The organism is Bacillus sp. N5-665, assembly GCF_022637375.2.
Taxonomy (GTDB): domain Bacteria; phylum Bacillota; class Bacilli; order Bacillales; family Bacillaceae_G; genus Bacillus_A; species Bacillus_A wiedmannii.
The window spans coordinates 2,484,687-2,503,454 of the sequence record NZ_CP093325.1; the positions used below are offsets into that span (position 1 = coordinate 2,484,687).

Genomic DNA, 18,768 nt, shown 5'->3' on the forward strand with positions numbered 1-18,768 from the left:
CACCATGATTATTATTCACGCAATATTTCAAGTAGATCCAGCAAAACAACAATCATTTTTAGAAGAAATTCGTCCGCTGATTCATAGTTCAAGAGAAGAAAGTGGAAATGTATCTTATGACTTATATAAAGATACAGAAAATGAAAATGTATATACGATGGTAGAAGTATGGAAAGATGAAGAGGCAGTTGCGAGTCATAATACGAGTGAACACTTTACATCTTTCGTTAGTAAAGCAGCACAGTTTTTAACTGCTCCACTTAATATAAAAGCTTATAATGGAGAGTTAGTGAAATAATAAGGTAGAAAAAGATGACTTTAGCGTATAGCTGAGGTCATCTTTTTTGTATAAGTAGAACCTACTTCCGACACAGTTATGTTGAAAGGTAAGTGTTGTTCTTACCTTTAGTAACGGTGATTAATTATGTGTTAAATTCGAACATTCGGTTTATTAGAATATTTTTCCGTGGTATAATTTCTTTGTAAATAAATGGTAGAGAGGAGTAAGTGATGGGAGAATTTCAGAGTAATTTGCATAGGGCAACGCAACTTGCAACGAAAATGAGAAATGCTTCAGATAGAATGCAAAGCGCCACTAGTCGCTCTATAAATAAGGCAACGCGTACGACACTGTCTGTGAACTTTAAAGCACAAGAAGCAAATCAACAAAATATACAGATTACGAAACAATTTTGTGCGGCTTTTCAACAAACAATTGATAATATCCATTCCGTAGCAAATGAATTTGAGAAAATGGATACCGGACTTCAAAAGACTTTTCAATAATGTAACAGCCTACGTAAAGGGGAAAAGGTAGGGGGAAAAGATGAGTCAAGAAATTGAAACGAGAATCAGTCAATGTAATCAAAAATTACGAATTATATTTGAAGAACAAAATGAAAACCGAATGGCGCTGCAAAATCAAGAACGAGCTGAGGCTAGTTTTCATGAATGGAAAAATAGAAATAATCGTTTATTTAACAGAATACTAGAAACTTGGTATGGTGACAAAGAAGCATTTCACCTTTTTACGAATATGCGGCAAGAGATCGGACAGTATGAAAGAAAACTTACATTCGAATTAGAAAACGAAAAAGAGACGTTGCTTAAAGAAAAACGGCATCTCAGTGAGAAAGAAAACGACCTTTCCTATGAACAGCAGCAACTACAAAGGGAGGCCAATACATGAGTTTAAACATGTATTTGGGAGAAGTACAAAGTCAAACTCAAAGTATGAACGCTATATGTAATGCTACGATTCAAAGTATGGAACAAGCTATTCAATCTATTGATGCCTTTGCGATAGACACAGTATTACAAGGACAAACATACAGTAGTGCAAAAGCCTACCTTGTCCAAACATTTCGGCCATTAGCACAAGGAATCATATGCTTATGTGAAGAATTAATACGCCAAAACGAAGCATTTCCAAACGATTTTCAAGCAAAAGTTGCTTCAACAGATGTTATCGAACATGAAATAAGACAACAAATACAAGAAATCAATCAATCCATTGCAAGTATAGAAGCAATAGAAGTACTTACACCAATGCCTGGAGTAGACGCAATTATTGCAGTCTTAATTGCAATGAGAAAAAAACTAGAAGAAAAGCTAGAGCGTCTATATGAATTCAATCATTCATCCAGCAACAACTACAGCACCGCCCTCCAATTAGCCGCTAGCATCACAGCCGGACTCGCTGAAGTACAAAGCGGGAAAGGATTTAGTCCTGTGAGTGGGACGTTTCATAGTGAAAAGTTAAATATGGAATGGGCAAAGCAAATTCAAATAATTATAGAAGAGAAAATACGGAAATCTGACAATGGTATTGGAAAAAGTGTAGACTTAGAGCACAATGTGTATAACGACATTGAAGGAATAAGTAGCGAAAGTAAATCTATCAACAATAGATTTACAAAAGAAGAGATAGAAGCGACACAAAAATACCTTGAAGGAATTAAAAATGGTACAATAAAAGGGAATATAGGTGAGGATTTCCAAGTTGAAACCGATGATTATGAAATGGAGCATAACATTTTTGGCCAGCCAGTCGGTGGTAAAAGACCAGTACTCGATCCTTTTTTAATCGGTGTGGCGAAGTTTGGGTTCGATTTTCTATTTGGTGATCTTTTCACACTCTTTGACCCAGAAGCTACCTATGGTGAAAAACTCCTAGCAGTTGGGATGATGACTCCATATGGGAAAGGTGTAAAAATAGTTGATAAACTTCATGATTTAAAAAAGGTTGGAGATGTGAAGAAAGCAACGTCTGGGAGTGCGGGGGTTGCTAAGGGTACGGGTGATCTAGGAATATCTAAAATAACTCAAAATTCGCCTAAAAATGTTATTTTTGGTGAATTGGATAACCTGGGTCGACCAACTGGAGTAACAGCTACAATTACACAGGACATGATTGGTACTGGTAGTAAAGCTAGCCAATCAATTAAACCTCCTGGTTTCTTAGGTGGTGGACCAGGGAGTCCAGGTCATGCCCGAGGGCATTTATTAGGTAACCAGTTAGGTGGATCTGGAAAAGATGCTCGAAATTTAGTCACGCTTTATCAGACACCTGTAAACTCACCTGTTATGAGAGATTTTGAGAGTTCTGTCCGAGCAGCTGTTGAAAAAGGTGAAGTTGTAAGATATCAATCAATTCCGATCTATGGGGGCAATAATTTAATGCCTAAAGGTGTTACGTTAAAAGCAAGGGGAACAAATGATTTTTCTTTAGATGTTACAATAATAAATAAAAAATAGGAGTCGATTTATTTGGATAAATTAATTAAAATACTCCCTCCTCCAAAATTTCCACAAAAAACTGGGGATAAAGAACAATGGGGGGAATTTTTCGGTATTCTTGGTACGGGTCTGCCTACAGACTATGTAAAATTTATTGAAACTTATGGTACAGGTGGTATTGACAATTTCTTGTGGATATTAACTCCTTTTGTAAACGATGAAAATGTAAATTATCTTGGTAGGCAGAAGGAAATGATGAATTCATATATACAATCTAAGAAAAGTTTTCCACAATATTATAAACATAATGTTTACCCTTCAAGTGGGGGGATACTTCCATGGGCATACACTGATAATGGTGACGAATTGTACTGGTTAACAGATGGAAAACCTGACGAGTGGAAAATTGTGGTATATGAATCGAGATCACCAGAGAATTATACTTACTCACTTACGATGGTAGAATTTTTATATCAAATAATAACGAAAGAATTAATATGCAATGCATTTCCTGATGATTTTCCAAGTGATGAAACTACATTTGTTTCAGTAAATGTTGAGTAGTTATTTAACCTTGATTGGCTATGTGCCTTTCAAGGTTTTTTAGTAAACTAAAAGGTTTTATTCTTTGAGAAATTTCACGTGTGAATCAAAAAATTATGATAGTAAATTGATATTCAAATATAGCGACAAACCTTACAGGAAAATAGTTATCTGTTAAAAGAAATCACAATTCATAAGTGTTGATTTCTTTTTATGGATTTGAATAACAAATATTATATCTCTCCTTGGATCAAGGCAAATAGCTACCACAATATTAGGCGATAAGGCACTAAATAAAAATAGGCCATATCGTAAAAGGAGCAAAAGCATCAAGTGGAGTAAGTACAATTGCTAATGCAGTAACACTAGCAAAAGAATTGAAGCCAATGCTTGAAATGTTACAATCATTTAAGAGGGATGCGTCCTATGCATTCTCTAGTGTTGGTGGAACTATTGTAACCAAAATACCTCAAGGTGAATTGATAGAAGCTTATTATAAGTTTGCGAAGTCAAAAGATGGTGCTAAGGGTACGGGTAATTCTATACAATATGCTGAAACTGGTGGAAGAAATATATCCCCAGAGCAGTTCTTTAAGGAAGAAGCTATTGCAGAAGAAATGTATGAAAAATTTAGAAATCTAGGAACAGAAGATGTGAATGCAATTGCTAAAAATACAGGCTTTTCTGTTGCTAGAATACAAAGGATTAAAGATCATGTTTTTAATAACTCTCATATAAAGGATCATGGAGTTGGGAGATTTGATCCGGACTACGAACTAGCTCAAGCATGGCAAAGATTGATAGATGGGAAACAAGTAGATTCTGATATACAATTATTACATCACGAAATTTTCGAGTCAAAATTTGAGGGTATATTCCAGACTAATTATAGAACAGCTCATGACAAAACTATAGAATCTGGAAGACCATGGAATTGGGAGAAAAACTATGAGGAGTGAAGATTCATGGCAGTTTTTGTTTTAATGTTGAAGGAATTTGAGGATGAAGAGAGGGTGGTTTATCAATATGGACCGAATGAAGATTTAATGGGACGAATTGAATATGATAAAATAAATGGAGTTATCAACCAACTATCGCAAATTGATTCACAAGAGTTCGCTGATGAATTCTTCTTTAAGAGAGCAGGAAGACGACTTTCAAGAATGATTATTAAAGAAAATCAAAATTTTGTTGATCGAACAACTATTGAATCTTAATTGCCTGCTCATGATTTTATAAATTTTTTATTAGATATAGGTATTTAAGAGATATAGCACAATATAAGGACCTTGATTGGCTAAATGCCTCTCAAGGTTTTTTACTTTAATTTATATTAAAACAGTTGATAATTGAGTGAGACAATAAGAAAATGTTTTGCTTGAGAATCGAGAGCTCATGATGGTAGTACCATCATGGAGTTTGGTTTTAATACTCGGATAGAGTGATAAGTACGATAAATAGGCGAGATGACATTTTACAAGGCAGGGGTAGTTTATTATATGGAGTGGGTAAAAAACTAACGAGATTGACAAAGCTCGTGGCGATAAACAATGGATAACGTGAAAGTGTTTGCTTGTGCTACCTTGGCTTAAAGTTTTGGGTTGTATTTTTACAAGAGAAGGTCGTATAATACTCGCTATTCGTTAAAAAGCGTTACGAAAATGACAATTTATGTAACGGGAGGGTGAAAAGTTGAACGTTGTTGGGTATATACGAGTCTCAACTCAAGGGCAGGCAAGAGATGGATATAGCTTGAAATATCAAGAAGAGGAAATTAAAGCATATTGTAAGGAACAAGGCTTAAACTTGATACATATTTTTAGAGATGAAGGAATTAGTGGCGCAAAACTAAATGAAGAAGCATTCGAAATAGACAGGGTGGGCTTACAGGAGATGTTGGCTCACCTTTCGTCTGTTCAAATTGATTATGTGGTGGTGCTGAACACAAGCCGATTATGGCGGTCAGATATTGTGAAGGTACTGATACAACGAGAGCTGAAGAAATATAGCTGTGACATTAAAAGCATTGAACAGCCATTTTACAGCATTCACAAAAAAGACCCAAACGATTTTTTGGTCAATGGCTTAATGGAGTTATTAGACCAATACCAACGGCTTGAAATAGCGCTGAAGCTAACGAAAGGAAGAAATAAAAAGGCAAAAGAAGGTGGATATGCAGGGGGAAGGGTAACATTTGGCTATATGAAACAAAAAGGTGAAAAGGAACTAAAGATACATAACAATCATGCAGAAGCATTGAATAAAGAAGGCTATCAAACAACCCAAGGGAAAGCATTTACGAAAGTGCAAGTGAAACGCATTTTAGACCGAGAAAGTTTTTATCAAGGGATATATACATACGGACAAATACAGGCAAATGGAAAACATGAAGCAATAATTTAAAAGGTTACTTAAAAAAGGGACACATTTTCTTATATATCCCTATGTAAAGGTGAAAATGGATAGGCTTTCGTACCAATGCGCATCGGATGGTGAACGCTCGAACTAAGGTTGCCGGCATTTTCATTCAATAATTGACAGCTGAATAGGAGGATGAACCATGCATGAAAAACAGAAACACATTTATGTGGGTGTAGACTTACATAAACATCAGCATGTGGCAGTGATTATTAATTGTTGGCAGGAGAAGCTTGATGAAATAAAGGTTGAAAATAAACCGTCCGCTTTCTCAACATTTTTACTAGATATTGATAAAAATGGTTAGTATCTGAAGAAAAAGCTGTAGAACAACTAAAAAGGTTATTTAAGAAAATGGATATTGATATAGAAGTGAAGTATTATCCAGAATAGAAAGGGGTAGCACTATGAAAATAATAAGTGAATTAGAATTGAAGAAAATGATTGAACTAGAAAAAGATAACTTAGTCGTTAGAAAGGATATTAGTGATGAAAAATTAAAGAGATTTTTAAGTTATTATGAGTTCTTTACTAATAATGTAATAGATTTAGTGGAAAAAGAAGATAAAAATACCATATTGTACAGTAAATATTATTGGTATACAAAATATAAGAAAAGATATTTTGAAGTTTATGGATATGATGCTGGTATTGAACAAGAAGGGTTTAAGTTGTTAGAAGAACTTGAAAATGAGTTGGAAGATGGTATTGATTGGGTAATAATACAGGACATTGAAGAGAGAGGAAAATAAAACTAACTGTTTGTCTTTATATATGAGAACGACTAAGCTTGTGATGCTAAAATTAAATGTGCATAAGCACATATACAGAAACGAATACTGAAGTATATTTGCATTTAACTTAAAAATAATAAGGTATTTGAAAATACGTACTTCATGAAGGGAATACCATCATAGAGTATTATGTGCAATAATAGAATAGAAAACGAAGTACGAGCTTAGGCGAGATGACATTTTACTGGGTGATGAATATAAACACATGGAATGGACAAAAAACTAGCGAACTCGTACAAACTCGTAAGTTTTAACGTAGTAGTTGTCATGATATACAAAAGGTGTCATACTGTTACTACAAAACTTACAAATTTATGCTACTTAAAAACATATGAACTTAAAGCACTTTGTTGTCTATTTGAGGCAATAAAGTGCTTTTTTAATCGAAAGGTATGCTATAAATTTATAGAAATTATTTTTATGAATTAAAGCTAACAGTATATGCACATAGGCTTCAATTGCAGTTATATAGTATGCTTTTCAATGTCAAAAAACATTAGAAAAAGCAGGACAATATTATTAAATAGCCGGTTCCATTGTAGAAATGTTTGAAGCTATTTCGCTCATAGGCGGATCGAATTTCTTAACTATTGTGGCAGAAGTAGGAACTGGTGGGTTAGCATCACCAATTGTTATTCCATTAGATATAGCAGCAACAGCTGCTGGGGCTAGTCTTTTTGCACATGGTGGATTTGTATGGGATAAATCGATTCAAAATACTAAGGATACTATTCAAAAAATCCAGTCTTCTGGTGGGGGTAAGGGTACAGGTGTTGATGGTCAGGGAGCCAGTGTAGCAGGGAACATTGGAAAAAATGATAAACTAGCAAGTCAAGGGCATGTTGATGCTGGCGTTTCAGGTGCTCCAAAAGTTGATGCAGGAAAACAGGGTAAACATGTTCCTGGTCATGGGAATAATGTCTCAACCAAATCGTAGTGGGGAGCAGGGAAAAATGGAGTAGTAGAGACACAAGAAGCATGGGTGAAAGGAACACCAGTAAAGCCAGACGGAAGTGTTAGAGTGCATGATTTTGGAAAGCCAATAGGTCCAAATGGAGAAACGAGGGTAAAGGTTCATATGGATGGTAAAGGAAATATACATGGGTACCCTGTACAATAAAGGAGAATAATTATGAGTGATGAGATACTAAAAGTTGTTAATAAATTATATAAACAAGGTGATTTCCAATATGTTTTGGGGAAATTTGTTGATAAACATTTTTGGGATGGAGAAATTAATAAAATATCAAATATAAACGTTGATAATATTACTGATTTTAGTTATTCAACATGTTTTTCTTACATTCTTCAACCACTAGATGTGAAATTTCGTTTTGGTAGTGTAGAATTCAGTGAGTACGTTCGGAAGCAATCAGAAATTAATTGTGTAATGCTAATGATTTCGGCAATCGCGCCATATGCAGTGGTTAAATATTTAAGATATAGATATACTAATGGTACAATCGAGCTAGTTGAAGAGTCCTCGCCATACAATGATGAATCTAAGAAAATAGGAAGTAGTATTTTAAAATTATTAGATAGTAACGGAATAAAGAATCTTGATAAAGAAACGTTAAGTATTGAAGTGGAGGATGTTTCGTTAGAGTTAAAGGAAACAGGTGTTACTATATATAATTGTCTATTTGAAGATGAGTATTAAAAAAGAGGCATTAATAATTGTGCAGAACTTAAAGGGATACAAATAATAGAGGTAGATTAGTAGTTATTAAGAAGTGATTACAGTTCGAAAATGTAGCCTCATTGAAAAGAGAGGCCCTCGTTAGTAAACGGTTATAACTTACCCTATGGGGTGAATTTTCCCTGTGGGGTGTGCTTGTGGGAGTTTAAGAGGGTGGAGGTAAGGGAGCCAGCGTTGCCGAGGATATTAAGATACAATATTTATAGGAGGATAAAATGAATAGTAATTATGAATTTATTGAAGATAAAGAGAAAAATGATGAATTGATGTCAATATATTTTAACTTTATAAACGGTAAGTACTTGGAAAGAGCTTTGAGTTTTTTGTAAAAAAGGAGGGGTTTGGACAAGAAATAGTATTCGTTCATTTTCAATCTGATTTAGATGAATTTGATATGTCACAGCTACCTACACCTTTAGATGATAAACATGTGTTAGTTGAATTAGATTCTCCAGCTGTTGAGTCTGAACAACAATTGTATTTGGACTTTGAAACTTTTTGTAATTATTTGGAAGAACATGTGAAAAAGGAAGTGGAAAAAAATCCAGAAAGAAATGGATTAATAGACTTATTAGTGCAAGTTAAGCGTAGCTTAAATTTGTAATAGCTTATAGCTATTTTGCTAAATTCTGAGGGCAGAAAAGAACTTTTTCAAAAATATGTTTTCATTAGTATTGTAGTATATTTCAATAAGGCAGATTGTCTGGTATTGAATTAGTAAAGAGGAAGTTATAGATGAAGAAGAGTCAACAAAAGAGACCTCATATTTGAGGTCTCTTTTGTTGAGTGTATTGAAAAAATCCCCAATTAAACATTAGCATGAGATAACAACTATAAGGGTATGGATAAAACACTATCTAAAAAGAAATCAATACCCGATTTTGTGAAAAAACAATGGGAAGCAGGGAATAGATTTAATAAGGAAAAGCGCTCTCGATATCCTTATAATGAAGTAGAGTTAGAGAAAAAGGAAATCAATAGGAAGAAATATGTTGTGGATTCTTATATTCCGGGTGAAGAAATTGTCTCGAGGAAATTTATCCAATTGGCTGAAGTAAAAGAAAAGACGGCATTAAGTTATTTAAGTGAGTTTACTAAAAAGTATTCTTCCGGTTCAGAAATTTCTTCAGGTAAATTTAATCCTAATGCTTTAAAAGGTGGTCGACTAGATGGAGAATTAATTTTGGAAGTCCCTGTACAAACAAAACCAGTTCCACAAAAAATTATTGAAGAGGCGAATGAGAAAGGGATTATTATTCGTGATATTAATGGGAAGGTGTATAATTAATGGAAATTTATTATTGTGATAAGTGGTCTAATATAAAGAAGAAGCCTTGGAATATTATTGATGAGAATGCAGCCAAGATACTTCATGGAAATCGACATTCTTATACTGCTGTTCTCAATGATGGAGAGCAGCCAAAGTATTTAGTAAATGTCACTGATAAATGGGTATCGGTAAGTTTTTTGGATGATTTTCTTCGTAAATATTTACACTACGATTTTATTGTTAAAGAAGATAATAGAATATTCCTAAGGACAATAATGTATTGGGAATATGACGGGGATACACAGTTAAAAAATATGATTTTGGGGTATCAAGAAAATGGTCATATTGCTATGGAGCAAAAAGATTCTAAAACTGGAGAAGTAGAAGAGCGAGAGACAAAAGATGATGTATCTAGAAATTGGGATACATTCCCTGAGTTTGGCCAATACTTATATTTGTGCAAAGAAGAGAGGTAATTCTTTTGAATATAAGAACAATAACTAGGCGAGATAGCTATTAGTGGGCTAAGAATATAAATAAATGGAATAAACATGAAACTAATGAATTCGTAAGTTTTAAAGATATTGTAAAGTTAATTGAAAATTCCCTGAAATAATCCTACTTAATAAGCAGATAAACTTAAAGCACTTGATTGCCAACTAAAAGCAACAAGTGCTTTTTGTTTCGGAATTACAATATTTGGTACGGTGAATTATATATCCCAAAATACAAAAACAAAATTTTCAAATGCTGAAGTGCTTCCACAATTCTCTTTCATGATATAAAGAAGTTTTCAACGACTGGATTATCGTAGCAGTTTACTCTACGAGACATGCCAATCAATCGATCGCTAGTATAGAAGCAGTAGAAGTACTTACACCAATGCCCGGAGTAGGTGCAATTGTAACGGTATTAGGTGCAATGAGAAAAAAACTAGAAGAAAAACTAGAGCATTTATATGAATTCAATCATTCATCCAGCAACAACTACAGCACCGCCCTCCAATTAGCGGCTAGCATCACAGCCGGACTCGCTGAAGTGCAAAGCGGGAAAGGATTTAGTCCTGTGAGTGGGACGTTTAGTACACAAGGGTTGAATATGGATTGGGTGAGTTCGATTCAGGGGATTATAGAAGAACAAGCTTGTCAAACCGAGATGAAACAAATTACTTTGCAAAAACAACAATTTAACTTACAAGAGCAGGAAGACAATAGATCATGGCATGAAAAAACAGCCATTTATGCGCAAACATTTTTGCATGGAGTTATCGAATTTTTTCAAGGTGCTGGTGATGCAGCACTAGAAAACTTTTTTGGACTACAACCACATGAGAATGATAAATTAGAAAGTAAGACAACTTACCAAGCTGGAAGGTTGGCTGGAAATGTTATATCAATAGCCGGGTCCATTGTAGAAATGTTTGAAGGTATCTCGCTCATAGGCGGATCTAATTTCTTAACTATCGTGGCAGAAGTAGGAACTGGTGGGTTAGCATCACCAATTGTTATTCCATTAGATATAGCAGCAACAGCTACTGGGGCAAGTCTTTTTGTACATGGTGGATTTGTTTGGAATAAATCGATTCAAAATACTAAGGATACTATTCAAAAAATCCAGTCTTCTGGTGGAGGTGCGGCTAACGGTAAACATAGCAGTAACAAAAACACAACTGTAGATAATTTTGATGCAAAAACAGCTACCAATAAGCAAAAAGGGAATTATGGTGAAATAAAATCTAGTGACAATTTATTGAATAATCAAAGTTTAAAAGAAGCTGGATTTGATTTAAAGCCAGTCGGAAAAAGTACACCATCAGGCATAAATGATAAAATAGTAAAAGGGATTGATGGATTATACGAAAATGCAAATGCAGAATCAAAGATCAAATACGTTATAGATGAGGCTAAGTTTGGTAGTTCACAATTGGGGAAAACTAAAGATGGACGACAAATGTCAAATGATTGGTTGAAAGGTTCTGAAACTGGAAAAAGTAGAATATTAAAAGCTGTTGAGGGAGATGAAGTATTAGCTGAACAGATTACGAAAGCCTTGAAAAGAGGTAAAGTTGAAAGAGTATTATCAAAAGTTGATAGTAGTGGAAAGGTTAAAACATTTAAGATAGATGCAAAGGGTAACATCGTTGGAGAGTGGCCATAATCTAGAAGCGAGGAGGAATTAAAAAGAATGAGAGATCATTTATGTATAGAAGAAAAATGTAAAAGGGGAATAGAATATCATAAAGAGTTTATCGAAGAAAATAGAGAAGAGATTAAAAGTTTAGAAGAAGATGAAAAAAATGGTATTCAAAGATATCCTAATGATAACAAAAGTATTGTATTAGAAAATTATTTGTCGAATTTTATACATGAGATGAACGACATTAGGGCAATGTATTCTTTAGGAGAAGACATTAGTAAAATGGAAGTATATTTTTATAATGCGATAGATGATTTAGAGCATACAGGGACTAGCAAAGTGGGTTATATATATATGCTTTGGATAATTTCTTTAGGAATTTTGTTAGAGACGGATAAAAAGAATATAGAAAGATTAAAAAAGATAGTTGATAAAAAAAATGTGAATGATGCAGTAATCGATTTCCTCTTATGCGCTAGTGATATCGGATACACAAAAATGACGAATGTTTATTTTAAAGAAAATCCATATGCAAAAACGAGAGAGATTATAGAACTTGCACAAACAGATAAAAAAGAAGCGTCTAAAAGATTGCAAACGTACATGGAGAAAGAATGGTTTAGAGGCCATTATGATTATGAATGGAAAAATGCGCATAAAGAACCTGGATATGTAGGATATTGGAGTTTTGAAACAGCGGCGCTTGCGAAAATTTTGGAACTTGATGATACAAGTTTAAAAGGTAATAACCATTATCCATATGATTTGGCACATTATAAAAATGAAATGAAATTTAAGCATATAGACCTAAGTGAATATCACTATGAAGATGAGACAGAAGAAATCGAGGATATAGTAGAAGGAATTGAACATAATCCTACATTGGAAAATATTATTCCTCCAAGATGGCATTCATTGGTCAATGAATTAATACATGATTATGAGAATATGGATGATAGTAGTTTTTATGAAAAATACAAAAAAACGATAGGAATAGGTCAAGTGTGGTTCTTACCACAAGAGTATGAAGAAGAAAATGAGCAAAAAAATCTATTAGGAAGTTTAATTGTGTTTGCTCTGACGGTAAGAGATTATATATTACAATTGGACTATAAAGAAGATTTAGAGGACTACATTGATAATCTTAAAAATTTCTGGAATGGATCAGAAACAAAGTTAATTCAATTTATTTTAGAGAATGATCAAAATTATTATGCATGGGTACCAAAAGAAGCAAACATCCCAAATATGTATGAAGTGAAGATTAAGAGTGTCGATGTAGAGGAAGTTCTATAACGAACAAATTGAAATGGTTGTCATCATATGTAATGTTAGAATACATTTTACTAGTTAATTGAAAAAAATGCATGCGTTGGAGAAAAAAGAGCGTATAGTTACTAAAAAGTAAAGGGAAAGAAGGCTGTTGAATTGAGATTGGCAGATTTTATTAAACTAGATAAAAATGAAGTAATTCACTTTGATATTAAAAACCTTTCACCATCATTTGAAGTGCAAAAAGAATTACATCCTGTAAAAAAATTTATTTTGTACAAAAAAGATTATCAAGAAAGAATTTTAAACAGAGTAAAAGAAAAATTTGACTGTGATAGATGTGATCTTGTTTTAGAGATATATTCTAAAATATATGTAAATAAAAACTTGAACAATGTAGATTTAGATACTATGAATTCTTTTTATCAAACGTACCGGCTTTTATTGCTATCAAGTGATAAGTCATTTTGGGAAAATGATTTTAATACATTCTGTAATAATCGTGGTGTAAAGCCTAAATCAATTAAAAAAAATGCCTTAAAGCTGTTAAGGTATGAATGGTTATTGTCTGAAAAAGTGTTTAATCATTATGAAAATATTAATAATCATCCCGATGTTATGCGTTTTGCTACAGTGACACATACAATAGGAAATATGACATTATTGCCTAAAGGATTTAACGTTGGGCGTGCTATTGCAACTAGAGATTATTGGGATTTAACATTAATGTCACTACAAAGTTTTTTAGGCCGTTCTTTCGATACTTTCGTAACAGATTATTATATGCAAGACTTTATTGATGATAAATTAGAGTTATGGAAGGGACATTGTTTTGAATACCCATTGCCAAATTCATTTAATAAAGTAAAGGCTCGCAAACTATCGGAAATTCAAAAAAATCAAATTGTTCAAAGCAGAATTTTTGAATTTATGGTAAATGCAAATAATAAAATCGAGAAACGTTCTGAACGATTATATAAAGCGTTACTAGTTAAATAGAGGGACAATTAATAAAATTTAACGATAAGATTGTGATAGCGAAAAATGTGTTGCAACAAGAAGAGGTGTATTTACAAAGATCTATTGGTTGTGATGAAGGTGATTCAGGTTGGTATATAGGTCCTAACAATGAAGAAGTATCAGGAGAATTGGAAATCATATATGCCCATGAATTATTAAAAATGAAACCTAAAATTATTTAAGTGCTAGCCTTACCGTATAATTATTTAGTAGTATTTGAGAAGGATGAAATGAAAGTGATTTTAAATGAATGTGATGTTGATATTTGGGGTGACATAGATAAGAAATGAAGTGAATATCAATTGAGACTATTAACGATCATGGTAAGTCTATAAGTGTTGACTTACAGTATTTATTTTATAGAATATGATGAAAAAAATAGAAAAGAGGCATATTTTTAAGAGGTTTATAAGGTAGGAGGTAGGGACTATTAACTATGAAAATTTATTATTGTGACGAGTGGTCAGATATTAGAAAGAAACCTTGGAATATGATTGATGAGTGTAAAGCATATTTGTGTCATCAAAATAACGAACCATATACGGCCTTGTTAATTGAAGGTGAAAGGATTAAGTATGTTATTAATATTACAAAAGATTGGATTTCAGTTGGGTTTTATGATGAATTAGTTCGTAAGTATTTAAATTATGATTTTGAAGTTATAAATGATAATAGAATTTTCTTAAGAACAGCTATGTATTGGGAATATAATGATACGAATGAAAAAGAAAAAACTAGCATGATTTTCAATTTCCACGAAAATGGTTATATAATAATGGAAAAGGTGGATGTGAATAGAGGGTTAGTTGAGGAACGAGAGAATCATGATGATCTTGAAAATAAATGGGATGTGTTTCCTGATTTTGGTCATTATATTCATTTGTGCAGAGAGGAAAGATAATGTATTTATATAAGGTGTCAAATGCCCAATATGAAAATCACGTGAGTTAAGCACTTCATTGTCAACAGAGGACAATAGGTGCTTTTTTTACGTGAAGTAAAGTAAAAATATAAGTTTGCTTGTTGCTCTGTTTCAACTTTGTGCTATATGTTATAATTTGGAAAGTATATATTCTTAATTTTTAGAAAATTTAAAGGTGGTAGGTTAATATATGAGTACATTAAAGAAAATTACTAACAATATTTCGAAGGTTATTATAGGTAAGGATGAATCGATTGAACTGGCAGCTATAGCTCTTATAGCAAGGGGGCATATTTTATTAGAAGATGTACCTGGGACAGGAAAAACATCATTAGCGAAAAGTTTGGCTAAAAGTGTGGACGCTAAATTTCAAAGAATACAATTTACAGCGGATACTTTGCCTGGAGATGTTATTGGTCTTGAATATTTTGATGTGAAGGAATCGGAATTTAAAACGAGGTTAGGTCCTATTTTTGCAAATATAGTAGTAGTGGATGAAATTAATCGAGCTGTACCGAGAACGCAATCTTCGTTACTCGAAGTTATGGAAGAACGTACTGTTACGATTGCGAAACAGACACATTCATTACCAGAACCTTTTTTAGTTATTGCAACGCAAAATCCTCTTGAATCGGCCGGTACATTTCCTTTACCTGATGCTCAGCTAGACCGTTTTTTACTAACTATACGTCAAGGTTATCCTACGAGAGAAGCAGAAAAGGAGATGATGAATCGTCTTCAAACGAATGATCCGTTAGAAACGTTACAATCAATTATTTCAAGTGAAGAAATTATTACAGTACAAAAACGTGCAAGAGAAGTGCTAGTAGGAAATGATGTGCAAGATTATCTTCTTGAAATTATTGAGGCAACACGAAAGCATGAGCTAATTGAAATTGGTGTAAGCCCGCGGGGGACATTGGCGTTTATGAGAGCGATTCAAGCACGGGCAATATTAAATGAAAGAGATTATTGTACGCCAGATGATATTAAGACGCTTACTGCATCCGTTTGTGCTCATCGTTTAACGTTAACGATTGAAGGGGAGATGAAAACGACGAAAGAACAAATCATGAAAGAAATTCTTCATACGATTAATGTACCAGTGGAGAATATACGATGAATCAACAGCTTGTGTATACACCATTAGCGGAGCCTTTCGTAATGGGAGTTATGTCAGTTGTAGCCATTATTTTATGTGTATTTTCAAGCAATCTGCTGTTTTTATCTCTCATATTTTTGTATGTAATTTTAATAGGTGCTATGCATGTGTACATACGTAAAGCGTCTCGTGTTGAATGGGAATACAGTCAAGGGAATTCAAATATTTTTATAGGTGAAGCGAATGTGTGCAAAATGAAAATTTCAAACAAGTCGTTATTTCCTATTTTCAATATCGTATTTCGATTTAAATGTGAAAATAAGCTAACTTGGAATCATGATGAAATAAACAAAAATACGAATACAGGTTCAAATTATTATATGAATTTTAATTTAAAAGGAAGGGAGTCAGCTTCATTTGATTTGCAAGCTGTAGCTGTAAAAAGAGGAATTGCGAAATGGGAAGAAGTAGAAATTGTCATTACGGATCTCTTTGGATTCATAACGAACCATATAACATATAAACAAGTTAAAACGCCGTCCTATTTAGTTTTACCAGCTGTTCCGAAAATGCAAGTTCCTGAATTACGAGAATGGTCACGAGGATTTCGAAAAGCGATGTCATCACCCTTATATGATGAAACGAAAGTAATGGGAGTGAAATCGTATGAAAATGAAGATTTTCGTTCTATACACTGGAGTGCGACAGCGAAAACAGGGACGATAACTGCGAAAAAGTACGAACGAACACAATCAGATAAATATGCGATATATCTCAACTTGCAAAATAAAAGCGGAATTTCTTTGCGAAATGATACAGAGGAACTCATTGAATTAACGGCAGGCATATGTAAACAATTGCTCATACAAAACTGCTCATTTGAAGTATGGATCAATAGCGTAAAAGATAACGGTTTGTTACATATAAAGAACGGTCATAACCGAAAACATTTGCAAAATGTATTAAAAGTACTTGCCTCAATATCGGACCAAGATACTCCTGTATCGTCTACTTATTTTTACACAGCAGGCTTTCGTCGAAAAGAATTGGATGCAGTTCCTTTAATTCTTGGTACTTCCCCAAGGAAATACAGTAGAACGAATAAATGGGTCGTAATTAAAGAATAAGAAGGGGTTTATGTCATGGCTAATAAAGAGAGACATGTGAAAGTAAAGTTGTGGAGTGCTAGAGTATTCATACTACTTTTCTTTACGGTTAGTGCGATAACGTTATCACAAGGTGTTGTGCATATACAAGACATAGTAAAAGAGCGTTTTTTTAGTGAAAAGAAACCTGAAAAAATATATAAAGAAACGATAGACACCGAAAAGGTTGAAGATTATGGAACACCTTTGGAAAAGGAAAAAGTGGGAGATAATGGTGAGAGAACAACAACGGGTAAAAAATTTAAAGGTTTCGAAAAGAAAAGTTCATGGGGAGACATATTCTCTGTTCTTTCAAATGCATGGATTAGTGTCGTTTTTTATGTAATTATTGCAGTAGTTATTCTATATGCTTTTTATAAATTAACGAGGAAAAAGGCAAAGAAATCAGAAATAGAACAGGATAAACAATCGATAACAAAGGAAAATACGGATAGAACCGAAAAGAACAAGAAAGTGAAGCATCAGTTTGAACAGCCGTTACCTAAAGATACGATTAGGAAAACGTTAGTTGAATGGGAAAGAGCTTTACCATTTCACGAACAGAGAAGGTCCTATGAAACGATGCAACAATGGTTAAGTAGAATTTGTAGAACGAGAGATATTATTCCGATATATGAGTCTGTCCGTTATGGAGAAAAGACGTATACGAAGTTAGATGTAGAGAAGACTGTACGATGGATAGAGCGAGACGGGAAAGGGTGACGTTAATATAAGTAAATAAAATTAACTGTAAATTAATTTTATTTACTTATATTTAATTACGTGGTAATGTATACTTACTTTTTTATATCGCTACCAATGGAAAAAGGTTGCCTTAGTAGAGTATTGCTCGTTAAATTTTTTATGAGTTTATCTTCACTTCATCAATATAGAATGAAAAAGGGATAAATCAATTACGGGTATCATGTAAATAAAAAACTATAATTTATTTTTAAATTTTTGTAAGGGTGTGAAAATAGAATGAAACCGGTATTGAAAAACATACTTCTTTCCTTTATTTTTTCTGCAGTAGGGATGTGTTGGTTTCTATTTATGTTAGTTAGAGGAGGCGGAGACTGGTTATTGTCTTGGGTAGGTGTATTAATGGCATTTTTATCTTTATACACGTTAATAGATTTATATTGTAAGTATACATACGATAAAAAATTAAGTAAATGGTTTATCAAAGCAACCGTTACTACCTTTAGTTTTGCCGTATTGGGAATCATCTTTGGTATTGTACACGAGCTATTACAGCCATGGAGTCTCAGTTTAATGGTTTGGTATTGGTTGTTAGTGTTACTTTTATTTTTAGCGACCATAATATTACTAGTTTTTGTAGTATTTGTTAATCGTAAAAATTATAATATCCCTAGAAGATATAGAATACTTATACTGCTAAATCTATTTCTTACGTTAGGGCCAGTACTATGGCCACTACTTCTTACTATTATCGGAAATGGCATGAACGCTAGTGCAGGATGGTAAAAGTGAATGAAATGACAAGTTGATATAGGGTTTTAAGTATGTAAGAGAACGTGTTTTCATAAATTGAAAACACGTTCTTTTTTATTTTCATACATTACTTTTTCCATCTGGTCATCAAATTTTGAAAGTAAGTATTTCGTAAGGAATGGATAAGAAAAAAGAAAGTTTTATCATTTAGGATTAAGGTATAACTTGAATCAATACGATTTTAAAAGAGGAG

Annotated in this window: 20 protein-coding genes and 6 pseudogenes; all 26 read left to right on the plus strand. The window is 33.3% G+C overall.

All coding sequences use genetic code 11. The features are described 5' to 3' along the window. Positions 1–4 precede the first annotated feature (4 nt). The 26 genes and pseudogenes from MNO09_RS15330 to MNO09_RS15455 all read left to right on the plus strand — a co-directional run bounded on the left by MNO09_RS15330 (position 5) and on the right by MNO09_RS15455 (position 18,548). A complete protein-coding gene (locus tag MNO09_RS15330) occupies positions 5–298 on the plus strand; it encodes a putative quinol monooxygenase (protein ID WP_000583829.1) in 294 nt (97 codons plus the stop codon). A gap of 212 nt (positions 299–510) precedes the next feature. Beyond that, a complete protein-coding gene (locus MNO09_RS15335) occupies positions 511–786 on the plus strand; it encodes a TIGR04197 family type VII secretion effector (protein ID WP_000503627.1) in 276 nt (91 codons plus the stop codon). A gap of 40 nt (positions 787–826) precedes the next feature. Continuing rightward, entirely contained in the window at positions 827–1,189 is a 363-nt protein-coding gene (locus tag MNO09_RS15340; RefSeq protein ID WP_000076599.1) for a DUF3958 family protein, read from the plus strand. Next, positions 1,186–2,757, plus strand: coding sequence for a DNA/RNA non-specific endonuclease (locus MNO09_RS15345; protein WP_000056100.1), 1,572 nt, complete (start codon positions 1,186–1,188; stop codon positions 2,755–2,757). Before MNO09_RS15340 ends, MNO09_RS15345 begins: the two co-directional genes overlap by 4 nt. Before the next feature lie 12 nt (positions 2,758–2,769). Continuing rightward, positions 2,770–3,303, plus strand: a complete 534-nt coding sequence (locus MNO09_RS15350; protein WP_000359353.1) for an SMI1/KNR4 family protein — start codon at positions 2,770–2,772, stop codon at positions 3,301–3,303. A 226-nt stretch (positions 3,304–3,529) separates the two neighbouring features. Further along, positions 3,530–3,819 (plus strand): annotated as a pseudogene (locus tag MNO09_RS15355) (cytoplasmic protein); the annotation flags it as partial. A gap of 428 nt (positions 3,820–4,247) precedes the next feature. After that, positions 4,248–4,499, plus strand: a complete 252-nt coding sequence (locus MNO09_RS15360) for a hypothetical protein (RefSeq protein WP_000268085.1) — start codon at positions 4,248–4,250, stop codon at positions 4,497–4,499. Between the two features lie 475 nt (positions 4,500–4,974). Beyond that, positions 4,975–5,685 carry a recombinase family protein gene (locus MNO09_RS15365; RefSeq protein WP_001103513.1) on the plus strand — a complete coding sequence of 237 codons (711 nt, stop codon included), beginning with the start codon at positions 4,975–4,977 and terminating at the stop codon, positions 5,683–5,685. 157 nt (positions 5,686–5,842) lie between these two features. Beyond that, positions 5,843–5,995 (plus strand): annotated as a pseudogene (locus tag MNO09_RS15370) (IS110 family RNA-guided transposase); the annotation flags it as partial. A gap of 112 nt (positions 5,996–6,107) precedes the next feature. Beyond that, on the plus strand, positions 6,108–6,452 hold the full coding sequence (locus MNO09_RS15375) for a hypothetical protein (protein WP_000691896.1): 345 nt from the start codon (positions 6,108–6,110) through the stop codon (positions 6,450–6,452). A 252-nt stretch (positions 6,453–6,704) separates the two neighbouring features. Next, entirely contained in the window at positions 6,705–6,923 is a 219-nt protein-coding gene (locus tag MNO09_RS15380) for a hypothetical protein (RefSeq protein WP_347280218.1), read from the plus strand. A 94-nt stretch (positions 6,924–7,017) separates the two neighbouring features. Further along, positions 7,018–7,260 (plus strand): annotated as a pseudogene (locus tag MNO09_RS15385) (hypothetical protein); the annotation flags it as partial. Positions 7,261–7,476: 216 nt separating this feature from the next. Further along, entirely contained in the window at positions 7,477–7,614 is a 138-nt protein-coding gene (locus tag MNO09_RS15390; protein ID WP_000679167.1) for a hypothetical protein, read from the plus strand. 12 nt (positions 7,615–7,626) lie between these two features. After that, entirely contained in the window at positions 7,627–8,154 is a 528-nt protein-coding gene (locus MNO09_RS15395) for a hypothetical protein (RefSeq protein WP_001278749.1), read from the plus strand. A 254-nt stretch (positions 8,155–8,408) separates the two neighbouring features. Then, positions 8,409–8,797: pseudogene (gene cdiI, locus MNO09_RS15400) on the plus strand (ribonuclease toxin immunity protein CdiI). A gap of 237 nt (positions 8,798–9,034) precedes the next feature. After that, a complete protein-coding gene (locus tag MNO09_RS15405; RefSeq protein WP_000361832.1) occupies positions 9,035–9,481 on the plus strand; it encodes a hypothetical protein in 447 nt (148 codons plus the stop codon). Beyond that, on the plus strand, positions 9,481–9,939 hold the full coding sequence (locus MNO09_RS15410; RefSeq protein ID WP_000409333.1) for a hypothetical protein: 459 nt from the start codon (positions 9,481–9,483) through the stop codon (positions 9,937–9,939). The genes MNO09_RS15405 and MNO09_RS15410 overlap by 1 nt, the downstream gene beginning before the upstream one ends. Positions 9,940–10,291: 352 nt before the next feature. Further along, positions 10,292–11,620 (plus strand): annotated as a pseudogene (locus MNO09_RS15415) (hypothetical protein); the annotation flags it as partial. 27 nt (positions 11,621–11,647) lie between these two features. After that, on the plus strand, positions 11,648–12,895 hold the full coding sequence (locus tag MNO09_RS15420; RefSeq protein ID WP_001204638.1) for a PoNi-like cognate immunity protein: 1,248 nt from the start codon (positions 11,648–11,650) through the stop codon (positions 12,893–12,895). Between the two features lie 132 nt (positions 12,896–13,027). Then, the gene (locus tag MNO09_RS15425) at positions 13,028–13,870 is read left to right on the plus strand and encodes a hypothetical protein (protein ID WP_001234187.1); all 843 of its coding nucleotides are present in this window, start codon (positions 13,028–13,030) and stop codon (positions 13,868–13,870) included. Beyond that, positions 13,867–14,181, plus strand: a pseudogene (locus tag MNO09_RS15430) (immunity protein Imm33 domain-containing protein); the annotation flags it as partial. The gene MNO09_RS15425 and the pseudogene MNO09_RS15430, both read left to right, overlap by 4 nt. Before the next feature lie 146 nt (positions 14,182–14,327). Next, positions 14,328–14,792, plus strand: a complete 465-nt coding sequence (locus MNO09_RS15435; RefSeq protein ID WP_000708801.1) for a hypothetical protein — start codon at positions 14,328–14,330, stop codon at positions 14,790–14,792. 211 nt (positions 14,793–15,003) lie between these two features. Beyond that, on the plus strand, positions 15,004–15,936 hold the full coding sequence (locus MNO09_RS15440; RefSeq protein WP_000105656.1) for an AAA family ATPase: 933 nt from the start codon (positions 15,004–15,006) through the stop codon (positions 15,934–15,936). Further along, complete coding sequence (locus tag MNO09_RS15445; protein ID WP_001075922.1) at positions 15,933–17,042, plus strand: DUF58 domain-containing protein; 1,110 nt, start codon at positions 15,933–15,935, stop codon at positions 17,040–17,042. Before MNO09_RS15440 ends, MNO09_RS15445 begins: the two co-directional genes overlap by 4 nt. A 15-nt stretch (positions 17,043–17,057) precedes the next feature. Further along, on the plus strand, positions 17,058–17,783 hold the full coding sequence (locus MNO09_RS15450) for a hypothetical protein (protein ID WP_001284446.1): 726 nt from the start codon (positions 17,058–17,060) through the stop codon (positions 17,781–17,783). 258 nt (positions 17,784–18,041) lie between these two features. Continuing rightward, positions 18,042–18,548, plus strand: a complete 507-nt coding sequence (locus tag MNO09_RS15455; RefSeq protein ID WP_000805746.1) for a DUF3902 family protein — start codon at positions 18,042–18,044, stop codon at positions 18,546–18,548. Positions 18,549–18,768: the final 220 nt, after the last annotated feature.

Excerpts from the sequence above, each read along its gene's own strand:
- MNO09_RS15330 (WP_000583829.1), top strand. The coding sequence starts at position 5 with ATGATTATTATTCACGCAATATTTCAAGTAGATCCAGCAAAACAACAA.
- MNO09_RS15335 (WP_000503627.1), top strand. The coding sequence starts at position 511 with ATGGGAGAATTTCAGAGTAATTTGCATAGGGCAACGCAACTTGCAACG.
- MNO09_RS15340 (WP_000076599.1), top strand. The coding sequence starts at position 827 with ATGAGTCAAGAAATTGAAACGAGAATCAGTCAATGTAATCAAAAATTA.
- MNO09_RS15345 (WP_000056100.1), top strand. The coding sequence starts at position 1,186 with ATGAGTTTAAACATGTATTTGGGAGAAGTACAAAGTCAAACTCAAAGT.
- MNO09_RS15360 (WP_000268085.1), top strand. The coding sequence starts at position 4,248 with ATGGCAGTTTTTGTTTTAATGTTGAAGGAATTTGAGGATGAAGAGAGG.
- MNO09_RS15375 (WP_000691896.1), top strand. The coding sequence starts at position 6,108 with ATGAAAATAATAAGTGAATTAGAATTGAAGAAAATGATTGAACTAGAA.
- MNO09_RS15380 (WP_347280218.1), top strand. The coding sequence starts at position 6,705 with ATGGACAAAAAACTAGCGAACTCGTACAAACTCGTAAGTTTTAACGTA.
- MNO09_RS15395 (WP_001278749.1), top strand. The coding sequence starts at position 7,627 with ATGAGTGATGAGATACTAAAAGTTGTTAATAAATTATATAAACAAGGT.
- MNO09_RS15405 (WP_000361832.1), top strand. The coding sequence starts at position 9,035 with ATGGATAAAACACTATCTAAAAAGAAATCAATACCCGATTTTGTGAAA.
- MNO09_RS15410 (WP_000409333.1), top strand. The coding sequence starts at position 9,481 with ATGGAAATTTATTATTGTGATAAGTGGTCTAATATAAAGAAGAAGCCT.
- MNO09_RS15420 (WP_001204638.1), top strand. The coding sequence starts at position 11,648 with ATGAGAGATCATTTATGTATAGAAGAAAAATGTAAAAGGGGAATAGAA.
- MNO09_RS15435 (WP_000708801.1), top strand. The coding sequence starts at position 14,328 with ATGAAAATTTATTATTGTGACGAGTGGTCAGATATTAGAAAGAAACCT.
- MNO09_RS15440 (WP_000105656.1), top strand. The coding sequence starts at position 15,004 with ATGAGTACATTAAAGAAAATTACTAACAATATTTCGAAGGTTATTATA.
- MNO09_RS15445 (WP_001075922.1), top strand. The coding sequence starts at position 15,933 with ATGAATCAACAGCTTGTGTATACACCATTAGCGGAGCCTTTCGTAATG.
- MNO09_RS15450 (WP_001284446.1), top strand. The coding sequence starts at position 17,058 with ATGGCTAATAAAGAGAGACATGTGAAAGTAAAGTTGTGGAGTGCTAGA.
- MNO09_RS15455 (WP_000805746.1), top strand. The coding sequence starts at position 18,042 with ATGAAACCGGTATTGAAAAACATACTTCTTTCCTTTATTTTTTCTGCA.